This is a genomic window from Pseudoalteromonas sp. SG43-3 (assembly GCF_014164385.1).
Classification (GTDB): domain Bacteria; phylum Pseudomonadota; class Gammaproteobacteria; order Enterobacterales; family Alteromonadaceae; genus Pseudoalteromonas; species Pseudoalteromonas distincta.
Window position 1 is genome coordinate 75,613 of the sequence record NZ_JACJFC010000001.1, and the last position, 16,303, is coordinate 91,915.

Below are 16,303 nucleotides of genomic sequence, written 5' to 3' on the forward strand. Positions count from 1 at the left end.
TTTTAAACAGCTAATTTAAAAATTTAAGCCGGGGTTAAGCTGTTTTGAGCGAGTCTTATAATCCTTTTCATGGGTGTATTACAAAATCTTACGAATTGTTTTTTCCATCTTTGACAAAAAAGCTTTAAAATAGGGGCACTAGTGAACATTTTTATGGAGAGCGACTTGTCGCAATCAATAGTAGAAGTCAAGGATGTTAGCTTTTCGAGAGGCAATAGAACCATATATAAAAATATGAGTTTTAGCGTTCCTAAAGGTAAAATTACTGCGATTATGGGGCCAAGCGGAATTGGCAAAACCACTATGTTGCGTTTAATTGGTGGTCAGCTTAAACCAGATTCAGGTGATATTTTATTTGAAGGTGGCAGCATTCCTAAAATGTCTCGTAAAGAGTTATACGAAGCACGTACTAAAATGAGTATGCTTTTTCAAAGTGGTGCGTTGTTTACTGATATGTCGGTATTTGACAATATCGCGTTTCCTATAAGAGAGCACACAAAGCTAAGTGAAGACCTGATTCGATTAGTTGTGTTAATGAAACTGCAAGCGGTTGGACTACGTGGCGCTAAAGATTTAATGCCATCTGAGTTATCCGGCGGTATGGCAAGGCGTGCTGCACTTGCACGCGCTATAGCACTTGATCCAGAGCTAATCATGTACGATGAACCATTTGCAGGGCAAGATCCTATTTCGATGGGCGTATTGGTTAAGCTAATTAAGTCGCTCAACGAAGTATTAGGTTTATCGTCTTTAATCGTGACGCACGATGTAACAGAGGTAATGAGTATTGCCGAACACGTTATAATTATCGCCGATCAAGGGGTAATTGGTTCTGGTACTCCAGATGAAATGCGTAATCATGAATCTCCTTTAGTTCAACAGTTTTTAAAAGGCTTGTCGGATGGTCCTGTACCATTTCATTTTCCGGCTCAGGCTTATGCAGACGAACTACTTGGAGAAAAAGCATAATGTTGGATTTATTTCAAAAGCTAGGACATAAAACGCTAGGACGCTTTGCGGCCCTTGGTCGTTCTGCTTATATGCTGTTTAGTGCATTAGCGCATGTTCCTAATTTTAAAAAAGGCACACCGTTACTTGTTCGCCAGCTCTATATGGTTGGTTCGCAATCGTTACTCATTATTATGGTGTCGGGTTTGTTTATCGGTATGGTGTTGGCTTTACAAGGTTACACCGTATTGGTTGGTTATGGCGCTGAGGATAGTTTAGGGCCGTTAGTGGCACTGAGCTTATTGCGAGAACTAGGCCCGGTTGTTACTGCATTATTATTTGCAGGACGCGCAGGTAGCGCTTTGACAGCTGAAATTGGCTTAATGAAAGCAACAGAGCAACTTTCATCACTTGAGATGATGGCAATCGATCCGCTAAAACGTATTATTGCACCGCGCTTTTGGGCGGGTTTTATAAGCATGCCATTGCTTGCATTGATATTTTCAGCTGTAGCAATTATAGGCGCTCATTTAGTGGGGGTAGATTGGCTGGGGGTTGATACAGGTAGTTTTTGGTCAATCATGCAATCGCAAGTGTCGTTTCAGCAAGACATACTAAACGGTATTATTAAAAGCTTTGTATTTGCCATAGTGGTGACCTGGATTGCGCTTTATAAAGGATATGACTGTGTGCCGACCTCAGAAGGGATCAGCAAAGCAACCACCGAAACGGTTGTTCATTCGTCATTAGCAGTTTTAGGTTTTGACTTTATTTTGACAGCGGTAATGTTTACCAGCTAATAGGGTATAGATAATGAATTCACGGAAATTAGAAATTTTAGTTGGTTTTTTTGTAGCACTTGGCATTTTAGCTTTTGCGATGCTTGCACTTAAAGTTGCCAATTCAGGTATTAGTGGCTCTGGCGAAACATATACGCTTAATGCCAAGTTTGAAAACATCGGCTCGTTAAAAGCGCGTGCGCCAGTAAAAGTAGGTGGTGTTGTAATTGGCCGTGTTGAATCAATTTATGTTCACCCACAAGAGTTTTTACCAGTCGTTAATATGACCATTGACGCACAGTACTTATGTCGTTTTTCAGACACAAGCTCAATCTCTATTTTAACGTCGGGTATTTTAGGTGAGCAGTACTTAGGTATTCACCCTGTAATTTCTCCAGATTCTGCTAAGCAACGTTGTTTAGGCGAAACAGTGACAGAAAACAAGCAAGATGAAGCAATTGACGATTTATTTGGTGTGGAAAGTAAAGCACTAGGTGATGGCGATTCAATCACTGATACTAAGTCTGCCATTGTACTTGAAGAATTAATCGGGCAGTTTTTATTCAACCAAGGTAGTGAGTAATTATTATGTTGAAAAAGTTTTTAGCTATTGTAGCAATTGGCACAATGACGCTAACTCAAAGCGTAAGTGCAGCAGATGTGAAATTAGTCGATCCTAATAAAATGGTACGCCAAGTTGCCGATAATACATTTGCGCGCATTAAAAAAGATCAGCCATTAATTGTTAAAGATCAGGAATACCTTCGCGTAATAGTCGAAGAAGAATTAATGCCTTATATCGACTATAAATATGCAGCACTTCGTGTACTTGGCAGTGAAGTATCTAAAGTTCGTGCAATTACCGACGAGGCTGAAAAGGCCAAAGCAATTAAAGAAATTCAACGCTTTATTGGTGTATTTAGAGAGTACTTAGTTGCTACTTATGCAGGTGTATTTACTCAATACACAAATCAGAAAGTTGAGTTTGGTGCAGAGCAAGCGTTTAAAGGTAAAGACGTCGTTGTTGTTAAGACTAAAATTATTGAAGACGGTAAACCTGATATCAGAATCGATTTTAAAGTACGCGAAGACCGCGACGGTGAATGGCGCGCGTACGATATGATTGCCGAAGGTATTAGTTTACTGGATGCAAAGCAAAGCGAGCTGCAAGGTATTTTGCGTCAGCAAGGTATTGATAATGTAAGTAACCTTTTAGAGCAAAAGAGTCAGCTACCAGTTCAGTTTAGAGGCAGTAACTCGAATGACTAAATTGGCAATAAGCCAAGTTGATGGACAACATTTTGGAGTAAGCGGTGAGCTTACTCGAAATTCAATTGGCGATGAACAGCTTCTGAACAATAAGTTATTAACTAAGCATAAAATCATCTATTTCGACCTAAGTGGAGTATCAAGGGTTGACACAGCTGGCTTAGCTTGGTTAATTCACTCTTTTGCAGAATTAAAGCAGCAAGGCATTCGCCTTGAATTGCAAAACCTACCTGAGCAATTGCAAAATTTAATGCAATTGGGTCAGGTTACAACCCTATTTGAGTGAGAGTTATGGAAACTAGCCAAGTCGAAACATTATTACGCGAAGAACTTCAATTAGCTGAAGTACATGTAAAAGCCAATGGTAGTCATTATGAAGTTGTTGCAGTAGGCGAATGCTTTGACGGTTTAAGCCGAGTTAAAAAGCAGCAGCTAGTTTATGGTCCATTAATGAATACAATTTCAGATGGGACAATTCACGCAGTATCTATTCGTGCATTTACTCCTGTAGAGTGGAAGCGTGAACAAAAATTCATTTTACCGCAATAACTAGGGCCTCCTAATGGATCAATTTGTAATTCAAGGTGGCACTTCACTTGCTGGTGAAGTGACTATTTCGGGCGCTAAAAATGCCGCACTTCCTATCTTATTTGCTTCACTATTAGCTGATGGTAAAAGTATATTTACTAATGTACCGCGTCTTCGCGACATAGTGACCACTGAAGCCTTATTAAAAACTTTAGGTGCAGATGTTAATTGGCAGGGCGATACGCTAGTAATTGACGGTGCAACGGTTAATAAAACATTAGCGCCTTACGACTTAGTAAAGCAAATGCGCGCCTCTGTGCTTGCATTAGGCCCTCTAGTTGCACGTTTTGGTGAGGCTCAAGTGTCTTTACCTGGTGGGTGCGCTATTGGTGCTCGCCCTGTTGATATCCATATTCAAGGTTTGGAGCGCATGGGCGCACAAATAAACGTTGAAAATGGTTATATTAATGCCAAGGTTAATGGTCGCTTAAAAGGCGCTGAAATTTTTATGGAAATGGTAAGTGTAGGCGCTACCGAAAACCTATTAATGGCAGCGGCCCTCGCTGATGGTAAAACCATACTTGATAATGCGGCACGCGAGCCTGAAATAATTGATTTAGCTAACTGCCTAATTGCTATGGGCGCTAAAATCACAGGTGCAGGTACTAGCCGCATTGAAGTTGAAGGCGTTGAGCGTTTAGCTGGCTGTGAACACAGTATTTTACCTGACCGAATTGAAACTGGGACGTTTTTAGTCGCAGCAGCAATGGCTGGCGGTGAAGTACTTTGTAAAAATACAGACTTTCATTCTCTTGAGCCTGTGATTGAAAAGCTACGTGCTACGAATGCGCACCTAGAAGTACATAACGATAGTATTTATCTTGATATGCGCGGCCGAGAACTTAAAGCCGTGAATATTAAAACAGCTCCACACCCAGGTTTTCCTACGGATATGCAAGCTCAGTTTACAGCATTGAATGTAGTAGCAAATGGTAGTGCAACGATCACAGAAACGATTTTTGAAAACCGTTTTATGCATGTACCAGAGTTGCAGCGTATGGGCGCTAATATTCGTTTAGAAGGGCATACCGCAATTTGTGGTGAGACTGAAAGCTTAACGGGTGCGCAAGTGATGGCAACCGATTTACGCGCTTCAGCTAGCTTAATTTTAACGGGTATAGTGGCACAGGGTGAAACGGTTGTTGACCGTATTTATCACGTTGATAGAGGCTATCAGCGCATTGAAGATAAGCTAAGTGCGTTGGGTGCAAACATTAAACGTAGAAGTAGCTAAGTAGATAACTAGTTAAGCTATTTAAAAAAGGTCGGATACGCAAATTGCTATCCGACCTTTTTATTGACGATTGGTATTACTCTTTTTTAAAGCTTTGTTTCAAGCTCAGCTACCACCACCATGATTTTTTCTATTTTGCCATCTCTGTATAGCTCAAATTCTATTTCTTTACCGGGCTCCGTATTACCTATTTTTTCAAGCACTTTTTGTGGGTTTGCTACCGAAAGCCCTGCAATTTTAATGACGATATCTTGCTCTTCAATGCCTGCTTGCCATGCTGGCCCCAAAGGGTCTAAATTAGTAATACGCATGCCGGTAACCGGCGTTAGGCTGTCGTTTACTTCTTTACCCGTACTATCTACTGCTGTGCCTTCAAAGCCTAAATAGCCGCGCACAACCCGACCGTGACGAATGAGTTTACCCATCACTTTTTTAGCAAGTGAGTAAGGAACCGCGAAAAATATTCCTTGAATATTCAAGTTCTCACGCGTTTTAAATTGTGCAGAAGTAATGCCGACTAAATCACCATTGGAGTTAACTAATGCGCCGCCGGAGTTGCCCACGTTAATAGCTGCATCCATTTGCAATAAGTTATTGTAAGGGCTATCTGTAATTTTTTGCTTACCCGTTGCACTAATAATGCCTTGAGTGATTGTTTGCCCTAAGTTAAGCGGGTTGCCTATAGCAAGTACAACATCGCCTACATTTGATACATAGCTATCGTTTACGGGAATCACTGGGAGGTGATCTGCATTGATTTTAAGTAAGGCTAAATCAGTAATAGTATCAAAACCAATGAGTTGCACATCAAAAAAGCGTCGGCCATCGGTTAAGATAACCATAATTTGGTCTGCATTATTAACAACATGATAGTTAGTAAGAATATAACCGTCTTGCGACATAATGACGCCAGAGCCTAGCTCTTGTACCGTGTTTTTTCTTTTATAACGAGGTTCTTTGGAAATGCTTTCTGAAAAAATAGTAACTACAGAAGGAGCTGCTCGTTTAACTGCATCAGAAAAACTTAGGTGACTCGCACTCATCGCGCTTGGAAGGGGAACATTAGGAAGTAAGGCGGCTCGCATATTAGGGCTGAAAAAAACCACTAAAAAAGCAATACTTAGACCTGCAAATAAAGGGGGAAGAATAAATTTTATTAATTTCAGCACAGTTTTCTTATTATGTAAGTGAGCAATCTCTTTATGATGACATAAAAAAAATAACAGCGGCAAGTGCCACTGTTATTTTTATTACATTAATAGTGCTATTTATTACTGAATTAAAATAAATATAGACTCACGACCACGTTGCACGCCAAGTACGATATTACCTTTAGTGTTTTCGATAATCTTATTCATATCACGGATAGTCTCTACTCTTTGGCGATTCACTTGCATAATAATATCACCTTCTTCAAGGCCAACACGGGCAGAAGGTGAGCGAGGGTCTACAGACGTAACCTCAACACCTTTATTACTATTTTTTTGCACGTTTTCAAGTGTCGCGCCTTGGAACGCAGGATGCAGCTCTTCGCCAGTCGCTGTAACACCTGATGCACCATCAAGAGTTACTTTTACCGTTTTAATTTTACCATCGCGGTAAATACCAAGTTTTATTTCGCGGCCTTCACCTAGCGTAGCAATTTTGCTGCGTAGTTCATGGAAACCACTAATATCACCGCCATTAATGCTAACAATTACGTCACCTGCTTTTATACCTGCTTTACTTGCAGCAGTGTCGTCCATTACTTGCATTACATAAGCACCTTGTTTAACGTCAAGTTGCTGCGCTTTAGCAAGGCCTGCATCAAGTGGGCGGCCAGAAATACCCAGCGAACCTCGGCGTACTTCACCGTGTTCAACAATTTGATCAACTAAGTTTTTCATCATGTTTGATGGAATGGCAAAACCAATACCCACGTTACCGCCAGAAGCACCTAAAATCGCAGTGTTAATACCAATCAATTCACCGTTTAAGTTAACTAATGCACCACCAGAGTTGCCTTGGTTAATAGCAGCATCGGTTTGAATGAAATCTTCGTAGCCCTCAATATTTAAACCACTACGACCAAGAGCACTAACAATACCAGATGTAACTGTGTGGCTAAGTCCAAATGGGTTACCAATAGCAACAGCAAAGTCGCCCACTCGTAAACTGTCTGAATTTGCGAGTTTTATTTCAGTTAAGTCATCAGCGTCTATTTGTAAAAGAGCGATGTCTGATTCTGTATCAGTACCAATTTTAGTTGCTTCAAATTCACGGCCATCTTCGAGGGTTACTACCATTTTTTCGGCATCTTGGATTACGTGATTATTAGTGACTACATAACCCTCATCAGCATCAATAATCACCCCAGAGCCTAATCCACTAAATTGACGCTTTTGACTGCGAGGCTGTTGCTGTCCAAAAAAGTATTCAAGCGGATCTGCACGGCGGCGTACTTCTTTTGAGCCTGAAACTTGGATACTTACAACACCTGGAGATATTTTCTCTAGCATGGGGGCAAGAGTTGGTAGTTGTTGACCATTTACTGCAATTGGCATTTTTGCATAAGACGCTACTGGGCTCATTAACAAGCTTGTAGATAAAATAGCTGCGCTGATAAGTGATAATTTCATTTTCATAGTCAGGGGTAACTCCACTTAAGATAAAGCAAAACAAAAAGGGCTACTTTACAGCAGCCCTTTTCGGTTTATTAAGATAAAACAACAAAGCTGTTATATCTAAAGACTATGGGGTCTAAAAAAAGTTCATCAAGATGCTTTAGAATGTTCTGAAACTTTATTTTGACCAGCAAATAAACCAGATTCACCTGATACATAATCAGCGGGTTGCGCTGCAGCAGATGAGCGATCTGAACTACGTTCTTTCAAAGACGCCTGCAATTGCTCTGTGGTTTCTTTAGAAAAGAATGGTTCCGCTGGTACTTTATTTCTATCTTCTAGAAGAAGCTGGTTTGTTTCTTCAACGTGACTAAGCAGTTGATCATAGTTTTCTTTCATTTTATTTACGAGCTTACCCGTATTTGCTAAATGATCAGCGACATCTTGGCGATACTGCTCTAATGCGTTTTCAGCTTGCTCTGCTTGCTCTTTTAATTCATCTTGTTTGAACTGTTTTTTAGTAACAAATGCACCAATAAAAAATGCTACTACAGCAACAATAACAACCAAACCTACCCACATAACTGTGCCCATAAAAACTACCCCTTTGGGAAAATAACTAACGAATGCTTGATTCAATTATAAATCATACTAAGTGTAATATACCCCGAGTTATGATGCGTGTTAATATACTTTGCAAATTAAACTGTGTTTTAACTGTAAATAGATATGACTCCTTGGCAAACATACCAACAAGACTTGAAGCGAGATGACTTTGTACACGACGCAGCACAAGAAAATGCTGTGCGCCATTTACAACGTCTATACGATGACCTAACTCAGACAAAGCCAAAACAAAAAGGCTTTTTTGCTAAGCTATTTAGTAAAGAAGAACCTGCGCCTGTAAAAGGTTTGTACTTTTGGGGGGGAGTAGGGCGTGGTAAAACTTATTTAGTTGACACTTTTTACGAATCATTACCGGGCACACGTAAAATGCGTGTGCACTTTCATCGATTTATGCACCGAGTGCATAACGAGCTTAAAAAGCTAAATAATACGGCTAATCCATTAGAAAAAATTGCTGACACTTTTAAAGCAGAAACAGACATTATTTGCTTTGATGAGTTTTTTGTACAAGACATTACTGATGCCATGCTATTAGGTGGCTTAATGGAAGCGCTATTTGCACGGGGCATAGTACTTGTAGCAACCTCTAATATAGTGCCAGATGAACTTTACAGAAATGGCTTACAGCGAGCTCGTTTTATGCCAGCTATTGAGCTTGTTAAAAAAAATACCGAGATAGTTAATGTAGATTCAGGTATTGATTACCGCTTACGTACTTTAGAGCAAGCTGAAATTTTTCATAGTCCGTTAGATGAAGATGCGGATAAAAACCTATTTGAGTACTTCGATAAGTTATCGCCAGAGCCAGGGCAATTAGATGAGCCGATAGAGATAGAAGGGCGAAAAATCAAAACGCGTAAAGTAGCTAAATGCGTTGTGATGTTTGAGTTTAGTGAATTGTGCGAAACAGCACGTAGCCAGGTCGATTACATGGAGATTAGCCGCTTATACAATACGGTGATTATTTCTAACGTAAAACAGCTAGGTCAAACTAATGATGATGCTGCTAGACGTTTTATTGCTTTAGTGGATGAATTTTACGAGCGCCATGTAACTTTAATTATATCGGCTGAAAAACCTATTACCGAACTTTATACCCAAGGTAATTTAAATTTTGAATTTAAGCGTTGTATTAGTCGTTTACAAGAAATGCAATCCTTAGAATATTTAGCTAGAGAGCATTTAGTTTAAATAAGTAAGTAAATGTGTAATAGGGCAACTATAAAAAAAGAGGTATATATATAGTACTTCTTATTTCTGAAATTTCTTGTGGAAAAAACAACCGGCGAGTAGCAATGTGTTTTAAGTGCTGGTATACTCCCGCGTCTGCCACGTTGCGTTCTATGTCCTCATATAGTCTAGCCACTTGTGAGCGGCGCAAAAGTCTAAAACTCGAAGGGGTTATAGCAAACTTAGAGCAGTAGTTAATATTAACTACTTGTGGTTTTAATTGAAAAACATTGGATTTTTATAAATGAAAACGTTTGTTGCTAAACCAGAAACAGTAAAACGTGACTGGTACGTAGTTGACGCTGAAGGTAAAACTTTAGGTCGCATCGCTACTGAAATCGCTCACCGCCTACGCGGTAAGCATAAAGCTGAATACACTCCTCACGTAGATACTGGTGATTACATCATCGTTATCAACGCTGAAAAAGTTACTGTAACTGGTAACAAATTCAAAGATAAAGTGTACTACGCTCACTCTGGTTTTCCAGGTGGCCTTAAGTCTACTACTTTTGATAAACTTCAAGCTGCAAAGCCTGAAATGATCATCGAGAAAGCTGTAAAAGGCATGTTGCCACGTGGTCCTTTAGGCCGCGCTATGTACCGTAAACTTAAAGTTTACGCAGGTACTGAGCATAACCATGCTGCACAACAGCCTCAGGTTCTAGACATTTAAGGAGCACCATCATGGCAAATCAATACTACGGTACAGGTCGTCGTAAAAGTTCAAGTGCTCGCGTATTCTTACGCCCAGGCACTGGTAACATCGTAATCAACAAACGCTCTCTAGAAGAGTATTTTGGTCGCGAAACAGCACGCATGGTTGTTCATCAAGCTCTTGAGCTAGTTGATATGACTGAAAAATTTGACCTTTACATCACCGTTTCTGGTGGTGGTACAACTGGTCAAGCTGGTGCTATCCGTCACGGTATCACTCGTGCACTTATGGAGTTTGACGAGTCACTACGTCCACAACTTCGTAAAGCAGGTTTTGTTACACGTGATGCACGTAAAGTTGAACGTAAGAAAGTGGGTCTTAAGAAAGCGCGTAAGCGTCCACAGTTCTCAAAACGTTAATCTATACGTTATCAAGAATTCAAAAACCCAGCTTATGCTGGGTTTTTTGTTTTCAAATCAAAAAGTTTACATTTGCTACTTAATTTAAATTTGTTTATAGCGGTCGCCATACTTGGTATTGCTGTAATTAATGATGATCAAATTTATTAATAACTGCGTATTAATCGAACGAAAGTTAAAAAACACTCAGATAGCTGCAAAAAAGTTAAATAATTATCGTAATTAGTTTAAATCCATCAGTTAATTGGTGGAATTTTTTGCTACAATTGGCGTGGAAGTAAAATGAGTGAGTTTAACGACACTATGTACAGTTTTTACTGTTTCCTCTTAGTGGTGTTGATCTCGGTCAGTATATTGTTTTTACAGAAGCGTTATTATAGTCGTTCGGCTTTATTCTCGAGCTAGCTTAATCAAATTTTTGATCAAGTCAGGTTTATTCGAGCATGGGGCTTTGAATAACCTTGTTTTAATCAAGGGTTTTAATTATGATCGCTTCTATTTTAAAAATTTCGAATAATTAACCTGCTGTAACTGATGTTCTCAATATAGCAAGTGTTGAGAATCATAGTGGAGATAAGTGGATGAGCAATGCGCCTGTAGACAATGGCCGACGTCGCTTTTTAACCATAGCTACCTCTGTTGTAGGTGGTGTTGGTGCGGCTGGGGCTGCTGTTCCTTTTATTGCGTCTTGGAATCCAAGTGAGCGAGCTAAATCTGCGGGTGCGCCTGTAGAAGTAGATATCAGCAAACTTGAGCCTGGACAATTAATACGTGTCGAGTGGCGTGGTAAACCTGTATGGGTTGTATCACGTACCCCAAAAATGCTTGAGCAGATGAAAGAACATGAAGGTCAACTTCGTGATCCGCAATCGCAAGAGCCACAACAATTAGAATCATCAACAAATGATTACCGTTCATTACGTCCAGAAATATTTTTGGCTGTAGGTATTTGTACGCATTTAGGATGTTCACCAGGCTTTTTACAAGGTAATTTTGGTGAGAAAGTAGAAGGGACTGATGACGGTTTCTACTGCCCGTGCCACGGTTCTAAATTTGATATGGCTGGTCGAGTATTTCAATCGGTACCTGCACCATTAAACTTAGAAATACCACCTTATACTTTTCTAGATGACACCACTATTTTAGTGGGCGAAGAAAGAGGGGTAGCCTAATGTTTGGTAAGATTATTGGTTGGATAGACGACCGAATCCCAATGACACGTGTTTGGAACATGCACATTGCACAGTATCCAGCACCTAAAAACTTTAACTTCTGGTACTTTTTTGGCTCACTAGCCATGTTAGTACTAGTAAACCAAATCCTAACAGGTATTTGGTTAACGATGAACTTTGTTCCGTCTGCTGAAGGTGCTTTTGCTTCGGTAGAGTACATCATGCGTGATGTAGAATATGGCTGGTTACTACGTTACTTGCACTCAACAGGTGCATCAGCGTTTTTCATCGTTGTATATATGCATATGTTCCGTGGCATGATCTACGGTTCTTACCAAAAACCGCGTGAATTACTGTGGTTATTTGGTATGTTCATTTTCTTAGCGCTAATGGCTGAAGCATTCATGGGATATTTATTACCATGGGGCCAAATGTCGTTCTGGGGCGCACAAGTAATCATTTCATTATTCGGTGCTATTCCGGTTATTGGTGATGACTTAACACTTTGGATCCGTGGTGACTACGTAATATCAGGTGCAACACTTAATCGCTTCTTTGCATTACATGTAATTGCACTACCACTGGTTATTGTAATCTTAGTTTTCTTACACATTGTTGCTCTACACGAAGTGGGTTCAAATAACCCTGAAGGTATTGAGATTAAACGTAAGAAAGGCTCAGTAGCTGAAGAAGATAAGCCTAAATTTAAATTCCACGAGTATTACACTAACAAAAAAGACATTGTTGATGCGATACCGTTCCACCCTTACTACACAGTTAAAGATATTGTGGGTGTGGTTGGTTTCTTAATACTGTTTTGTTGGGTTGTGTTCTTTATGCCGGCGATGAATGGCTTCTTTTTAGAAGGTCCAAACTTCGAGGCAGCTAACCCACTTAAAACACCTGAGCATATTTTCCCGGTTTGGTACTTTACGCCATTCTATGCAATCTTACGTGCAATCCCTGATAAGTTAATCGGTGTTGCGGCGATGGGTGCATCGATTGTAGTACTTGCATTACTACCTTGGATAGACCGTGGTAGAGTTAAATCGGTTCGTTACCGTTGTGGTTTCCATAAATGGAACATTGCAGGCTTTGTTGTAACTTTCGTTCTTCTTGGTTGGGTGGGTGCAACTCCACAAACTGATATGAAAACGATTATTTCTCAAATCTGTACTGTGACTTACTTTATGTTCTTCGTACTGTTGTTTGTATACAGTAAGAACGAAAAAACTAAGCCATTGCCAGAGAGGTTAACGAAATGATGAAGAAGCTTATTATTGGTTTATTTGCTTTATCAGTAAACTTGTTGCCTAACATGGTTATGGCAGCAGGTCCGTCGGTTCCTTTAATGGAAGCGAATAACGACCTTACTGATCAACCATCTTTACAACGCGGTGCAAAGTTGTTCATGAACTACTGTCTTGGTTGTCACCAAATGCAGTATCAACGTTATGAGCGTACTTTTCGTGATATCGGTATCCCAACAGAAGTTGGTTTAGAGCAGTTAATTTTTGACGGCTCTAAAGTCGGTAGCCATATCACAAACGCAATTACAAAAGACGATGCAGCAAAATGGTTTGGTGCGGCTCCGCCGGATTTAACTCTTATTGCACGTGTAAAATCACCAGATTATATTTACACGTACCTAAAATCGTTTTATAAAGATGAATCTCGCCCGTTTGGAGTTAACAATATTGTTTTTCCATCGGTAGGTATGCCTCATGTTCTTCAAGAACTACAAGGTTTACCAACGCCTATCACTAAAGAAGTAGAAGAACATGGCCACACTGTGACCAAAGTTATTGCTACTGAAACTGATGGTACGGGTGAATTAAGCGTAGATGAATACGACCAAGCGGCTCGTGATTTAACAAACTTCCTTGAGTACGTGGGTGAACCTTCACGTCTTGAATCGGAAGCGCTAGGTATTAAGGTAATAGGATTCTTAATAATTCTATTTATCTTGGCATTTATGCTTAAGAAAGAATACTGGAGAGATGTTCATTAAGTTGAACATTTTTAAAGGTAATTTTGCAATAGGGGCTTAAGCCCCTTTTGCTGTTTTAGTTATTTAATGGAGGTATAGGCATGGCCGTAGCTGCCAATAAGCGCCCTGTAATGACCCTTTTTTCTGGTGCTAACTGTATGTATAGCCACCAAGTACGTATTGTACTTGCGGAAAAAGGTGTAAGTGTAGATATTCATTTGGCTGAAAAAGATAACTTGCCAGAAGCACTTCACGAAATTAACCCTTACGGCACAGTGCCAACACTGATTGACCGTGAGCTTGGTTTATACCAGGCAAACATCATCATGGAATACCTTGATGAGCGTTTTCCTCATCCTCCACTAATGCCTGTTTACCCGGTAATGCGTGGTCGTAGCCGCTTAATGATGCATCGTATTGATACTGACTGGTACAGCCTAGCTGACAAAATCAGTAACAACACGTCAGATGCTGCTCAAGCTCGTAAAGAGCTAACAGAAGCATTACTTGCTGTAGCACCTATTTTTAGCGAAGCACCTTACTTTATGAGTGAAGAGTTTAGCTTAGTAGATTGTTATTTAGCTCCACTATTATGGCGTTTACCAGAGTTTGGTATTGAGCTTAATGGTGCAGGTTCTAAAGAGCTTAAAGAGTACATGATCCGTTTATTTGAACGTGAGTCATTCCAAGCCTCTTTAACTGAAGCTGAGCGTGAGATCCGTTTATAATGACGCCTAATCGTCCTTATTTATTACGTGCTTTTTTTGATTGGATAGTCGATAACGAGTGTACACCGCATTTAGTGGTAGACGCTGGGTTTGCAAATGTACAAGTGCCAACACAGTTTGTTCAAGACGGACAAATTGTTTTAAACATAAGTCCATCAGCGGTCACACAGTTTTCGTTAGACTTAACCCAACTTAGCTTCAATGCGCGCTTTGGTGGTCAGCCAATGCAAGTGTATGTGCCTCTAGGTGCTGTGCTTGCAATATACGCGCGTGAAAATGGCGAAGGAACAGTCTTTACTGCAGATGAGTTTTTAGAGGACGAAGACGATTTTGTGCCTGAGCTTGAAAGTGTTGATTCATCAGCTGAATTTATTGATGAAACACCACCAGAAAAGCCACAGAAGAAAAAAGGCTCTCATTTACGCGTTATTAAATAATAAGTAAATGCAAAAAAAACCGCTTAATAAGCGGTTTTTTTATGTCTGTATTTTACTTTACATATATTCGAATACTTTAATTACACGCTCTACGCCAGATACATTTCGGGCAATGTTTACAGCTTGAGTAGACTCAGAGTCAGATACTAAACCCATTAAAAATACTTCAGCGTTTTCAGTAACTACTTTAATGTTATTACTGCTAATGTCTTTTGCTGTTAGTAGCTGAGCTTTTACTTTAGATGTTAACCAAGAGTCATGCGTTTGTGTAGTAATGCCAATATTTGAGCCAATACGAATTTGGTTATGTATCTTACGAATACCTGAAACGCCCTCAATGGTACGCTGTGCTTCGTTTCTCATTTCTTCATTAGATACTTGGCCTACAAGTAAAACAATACCGTTAACGCTTACAGCGCTTATATTGGCAAACTTTTCAAGGCGTTCTACTTCGCTAAGTGCAATACTGGCTTTTATTTCAATATTGTTATCGTCAATTTGAGAGCCAATGGTACGGCGATCGTTCGCTGCAGTTACTGCACTGGCTGTACCTGCAACAACAGCAGCTGCGCAGCCTTGTAGTAATACAACAGTACCTAAAACAATAAGAGAGCGTTTAAACATAATTTTCATCCTGAGGGAAAAGCGTTAAATCAACAAGTTCGCTTAAACAATGTAAGTTAACTAAATGGGATTCGATAATGCGGCTAGGGCGTTTAGATGGCGATCTAATTTCAACATCGTTAGGGCCAAGTAGGCCAACCAACTCGCCACCATCATCACCAACCATAACTATGACCTTCATATCTTTAGTTAGTGCTGCTTCAACGGCAGAAATAACATGCTTTTCGTTACCGTTAATAGCCAGTACGAGCAATAAGTCGCCTTGCTGGGCAAAAGCGCGGACTTGACGAGCAAATGTATCGTGATCGTCTACCTGGGTACTTTGCCCAAGATTAACGTTTTCTTGCGATAGAGCGATTGCCGGCAAACAAGGACGCTCGGTTTCATAGTGATTAACCAATACACCCGCCATATGCTGAGCGAGCATGTGGCAATTTGCAGTACCGCAGCAAATGAGTTTATTTCCGTTGATCAGACTTTGTGCAATAGTAAATGCAGCTGACTCAAGCGCACTAGGTAGCACTTCACCAGCAGCGATTTGAACTTGAATGCTTTCTGTAAAAATTTCTTTAATTGTGTCTTGCATAGCCTACCAATAATTTATCTTTGTATTTGCGTTCAAAATACATTTTTAAGCCAATTAATATTAGGAGATGCTTCTCCTGTAATGGCTACATAATCAATTCTTAGTGCTTGGTTAGTTAAATTTTTAGCTGCTAAGTAATGATAAATACTACGTTTTAATCGAGCTTGTTTTTGTGGGCTAAGTGCATAGTTGGCACCGCCACGGGCATTATTTTTGCGAAACTTGACCTCAATGAATACAAGGGTGTCGCCTTCTTTCATAATGACATCAAGCTCGCCAAAGGGGCAGTAATAATTACGTTCAATGGGTGTTAAGCCCTGAGTAACTAAGTATTTTTGCGCTTCAAGCTCATAATACTGGCCTTTTTCGCGACTATTTTGCCACAGCTCTTTAAACCACGACATGCCGCCCCCT

Annotated in this window: 21 protein-coding genes; 15 read left to right on the top strand and 6 right to left on the bottom strand. The window is 40.1% G+C overall.

The window, feature by feature from the left end:
• Positions 1-153 precede the first annotated feature (153 nt).
• From H5157_RS00390 to murA, 7 genes are read left to right on the top strand one after another with little or no spacing between them, the layout of a single operon-like run.
• The gene (locus H5157_RS00390; protein WP_080945050.1) at positions 154-969 is read left to right on the top strand and encodes an ATP-binding cassette domain-containing protein; all 816 of its coding nucleotides are present in this window, start codon (positions 154-156) and stop codon (positions 967-969) included.
• A complete protein-coding gene (mlaE, locus tag H5157_RS00395) occupies positions 969-1,748 on the top strand; it encodes a lipid asymmetry maintenance ABC transporter permease subunit MlaE (protein ID WP_002957949.1) in 780 nt (259 codons plus the stop codon). The genes H5157_RS00390 and mlaE overlap by 1 nt, the downstream gene beginning before the upstream one ends.
• Before the next feature lie 13 nt (positions 1,749-1,761).
• On the top strand, positions 1,762-2,310 hold the full coding sequence (gene mlaD / locus H5157_RS00400; RefSeq protein WP_002957950.1) for an outer membrane lipid asymmetry maintenance protein MlaD: 549 nt from the start codon (positions 1,762-1,764) through the stop codon (positions 2,308-2,310).
• Positions 2,311-2,315: 5 nt separating this feature from the next.
• Positions 2,316-2,996 (top strand): phospholipid-binding protein MlaC, encoded by a 681-nt coding sequence (locus H5157_RS00405; protein WP_039485391.1) that lies wholly within the window; start codon positions 2,316-2,318, stop codon positions 2,994-2,996.
• Positions 2,989-3,282 carry a lipid asymmetry maintenance protein MlaB gene (locus H5157_RS00410; RefSeq protein ID WP_002957952.1) on the top strand — a complete coding sequence of 98 codons (294 nt, stop codon included), beginning with the start codon at positions 2,989-2,991 and terminating at the stop codon, positions 3,280-3,282. The genes H5157_RS00405 and H5157_RS00410 overlap by 8 nt, the downstream gene beginning before the upstream one ends.
• 5 nt (positions 3,283-3,287) lie before the next feature.
• Positions 3,288-3,545, top strand: coding sequence for a BolA family protein (locus H5157_RS00415; protein ID WP_002957953.1), 258 nt, complete (start codon positions 3,288-3,290; stop codon positions 3,543-3,545).
• A gap of 13 nt (positions 3,546-3,558) precedes the next feature.
• Positions 3,559-4,818 carry a UDP-N-acetylglucosamine 1-carboxyvinyltransferase gene (gene murA, locus H5157_RS00420; RefSeq protein WP_002957954.1) on the top strand — a complete coding sequence of 420 codons (1,260 nt, stop codon included), beginning with the start codon at positions 3,559-3,561 and terminating at the stop codon, positions 4,816-4,818.
• Between the two features lie 86 nt (positions 4,819-4,904).
• Here murA and H5157_RS00425 read toward each other — a convergent pair whose 3' ends face one another.
• From H5157_RS00425 to H5157_RS00435, 3 genes are all read right to left on the bottom strand, one after another.
• Positions 4,905-5,987 carry a trypsin-like peptidase domain-containing protein gene (locus H5157_RS00425; RefSeq protein WP_024595792.1) on the bottom strand — a complete coding sequence of 361 codons (1,083 nt, stop codon included), beginning with the start codon at positions 5,985-5,987 and terminating at the stop codon, positions 4,905-4,907.
• Between the two features lie 102 nt (positions 5,988-6,089).
• Complete coding sequence (locus tag H5157_RS00430; protein WP_024606350.1) at positions 6,090-7,442, bottom strand: Do family serine endopeptidase; 1,353 nt, start codon at positions 7,440-7,442, stop codon at positions 6,090-6,092.
• A gap of 129 nt (positions 7,443-7,571) precedes the next feature.
• Positions 7,572-8,015 carry a YhcB family protein gene (locus H5157_RS00435; protein WP_076923715.1) on the bottom strand — a complete coding sequence of 148 codons (444 nt, stop codon included), beginning with the start codon at positions 8,013-8,015 and terminating at the stop codon, positions 7,572-7,574.
• A 135-nt stretch (positions 8,016-8,150) separates the two neighbouring features.
• Here H5157_RS00435 and zapE point away from each other — a divergent pair, with 135 nt between their 5' ends.
• The 8 genes from zapE (at position 8,151) to H5157_RS00475 (ending at position 14,679) form a co-directional block, all read left to right on the top strand.
• On the top strand, positions 8,151-9,239 hold the full coding sequence (zapE, locus tag H5157_RS00440) for a cell division protein ZapE (protein WP_002957958.1): 1,089 nt from the start codon (positions 8,151-8,153) through the stop codon (positions 9,237-9,239).
• Positions 9,240-9,522: 283 nt separating this feature from the next.
• Positions 9,523-9,951, top strand: a complete 429-nt coding sequence (gene rplM / locus H5157_RS00445) for a 50S ribosomal protein L13 (RefSeq protein ID WP_002957960.1) — start codon at positions 9,523-9,525, stop codon at positions 9,949-9,951.
• An 8-nt stretch (positions 9,952-9,959) separates the two neighbouring features.
• Complete coding sequence (gene rpsI, locus H5157_RS00450; RefSeq protein ID WP_024595789.1) at positions 9,960-10,352, top strand: 30S ribosomal protein S9; 393 nt, start codon at positions 9,960-9,962, stop codon at positions 10,350-10,352.
• Positions 10,353-10,933: 581 nt separating this feature from the next.
• Complete coding sequence (gene petA, locus H5157_RS00455) at positions 10,934-11,524, top strand: ubiquinol-cytochrome c reductase iron-sulfur subunit (protein WP_002957962.1); 591 nt, start codon at positions 10,934-10,936, stop codon at positions 11,522-11,524.
• A complete protein-coding gene (locus H5157_RS00460) occupies positions 11,524-12,789 on the top strand; it encodes a cytochrome b N-terminal domain-containing protein (protein WP_002957963.1) in 1,266 nt (421 codons plus the stop codon). The genes petA and H5157_RS00460 overlap by 1 nt, the downstream gene beginning before the upstream one ends.
• The gene (locus H5157_RS00465) at positions 12,786-13,535 is read left to right on the top strand and encodes a cytochrome c1 (protein WP_002957964.1); all 750 of its coding nucleotides are present in this window, start codon (positions 12,786-12,788) and stop codon (positions 13,533-13,535) included. Before H5157_RS00460 ends, H5157_RS00465 begins: the two co-directional genes overlap by 4 nt.
• Positions 13,536-13,615: 80 nt before the next feature.
• Complete coding sequence (gene sspA / locus H5157_RS00470; RefSeq protein WP_002957965.1) at positions 13,616-14,242, top strand: stringent starvation protein SspA; 627 nt, start codon at positions 13,616-13,618, stop codon at positions 14,240-14,242.
• Positions 14,242-14,679 carry a ClpXP protease specificity-enhancing factor gene (locus H5157_RS00475; RefSeq protein WP_002957966.1) on the top strand — a complete coding sequence of 146 codons (438 nt, stop codon included), beginning with the start codon at positions 14,242-14,244 and terminating at the stop codon, positions 14,677-14,679. Before sspA ends, H5157_RS00475 begins: the two co-directional genes overlap by 1 nt.
• Positions 14,680-14,736: 57 nt before the next feature.
• On the opposite strand, the gene dolP is transcribed toward H5157_RS00475, so the two are convergent.
• From dolP to H5157_RS00490, 3 genes are read right to left on the bottom strand one after another with little or no spacing between them, the layout of a single operon-like run.
• Positions 14,737-15,303: a division/outer membrane stress-associated lipid-binding lipoprotein gene (gene dolP / locus H5157_RS00480; protein ID WP_039485369.1), complete on the bottom strand. Its 567-nt coding sequence runs from the start codon at positions 15,301-15,303 to the stop codon at positions 14,737-14,739.
• On the bottom strand, positions 15,296-15,889 hold the full coding sequence (locus H5157_RS00485; RefSeq protein ID WP_002957968.1) for an SIS domain-containing protein: 594 nt from the start codon (positions 15,887-15,889) through the stop codon (positions 15,296-15,298). Before H5157_RS00485 ends, dolP begins: the two co-directional genes overlap by 8 nt.
• A 32-nt stretch (positions 15,890-15,921) precedes the next feature.
• A complete protein-coding gene (locus H5157_RS00490) occupies positions 15,922-16,293 on the bottom strand; it encodes a YraN family protein (protein ID WP_182694726.1) in 372 nt (123 codons plus the stop codon).
• Positions 16,294-16,303 lie beyond the last annotated feature (10 nt).